The sequence below is a fragment of the Pseudescherichia vulneris genome (genome assembly GCF_902164725.1).
Taxonomy (GTDB): Bacteria; Pseudomonadota; Gammaproteobacteria; order Enterobacterales; family Enterobacteriaceae; genus Pseudescherichia; species Pseudescherichia vulneris.
On the sequence record NZ_LR607338.1, the window covers coordinates 2,365,049 to 2,365,826 of the forward strand.

Sequence of the window (778 nt, forward strand, 5' to 3'; positions counted from 1 at the left end):
TGTTAAGCCCAAAGGCGAGCAGTAAGGACACCGATCTGGGCGACAGCAGCCTGAGCTCACGGACAATCACTATCACCCAGCCGGGTCAGAAAGATCCCATGACGGTGACGCTGGCCAGCGATAAAACCAGCCTTGCCGATGTGCGCGATGCTATCAACGCCAAACAGGGCAGCGTCACCGCCAGCATCATTAAAGCAGATGATAACAGCTACTACCTGTCGCTGACCTCTCGCGACAGCGGTACGACGAATGCGATGACCATCAGCACTGACGACAGCGAGCTGGCGAAGTACATCAGTTACGACGCCACCGACAGTTCAAAGAGTGCGATGACCCAGCAGGTGGAGGCAAAAGATGCGATTGTTAAAATCAATAACATCACCATCACCCGCAGCAGCAACACCATTACCGATGCGCCAGAAGGCGTAACCCTGTCGCTGACCAAAACCAACGTCGGCAGTCCGGAGACGCTGTCCGTTGTCAAAGACAACGAGCCGATGACGACGGCGATCCAGGCCTACGTTGACGCCTATAACTCGCTGCAGACCACCATCACTAACCAGACCAAATATACGGCGGTGGATCAGGGCAGCACCAGCCAGAGCACCTCGAACGGCGATCTGCTTGGCGACGGCACGCTGCGTAATATCCAGACGCGCCTGCGTTCACAGCTCTCCACCAGCCAGGGAACCGGGGCAATTTCTACTCTGTCGCAGATGGGTATTACCCAGGATCTGAACGGCAAGCTGACAGTCGACAGCACCAAGCTGACCAAAGC

Annotated in this window: 1 protein-coding gene; it reads left to right on the forward strand. The window is 56.3% G+C overall.

The features are described from left to right. Positions 1-778 (forward strand): flagellar filament capping protein FliD (gene fliD, locus FN633_RS10120; RefSeq protein ID WP_208674194.1); only part of this gene is annotated, 778 nt, incomplete at both ends.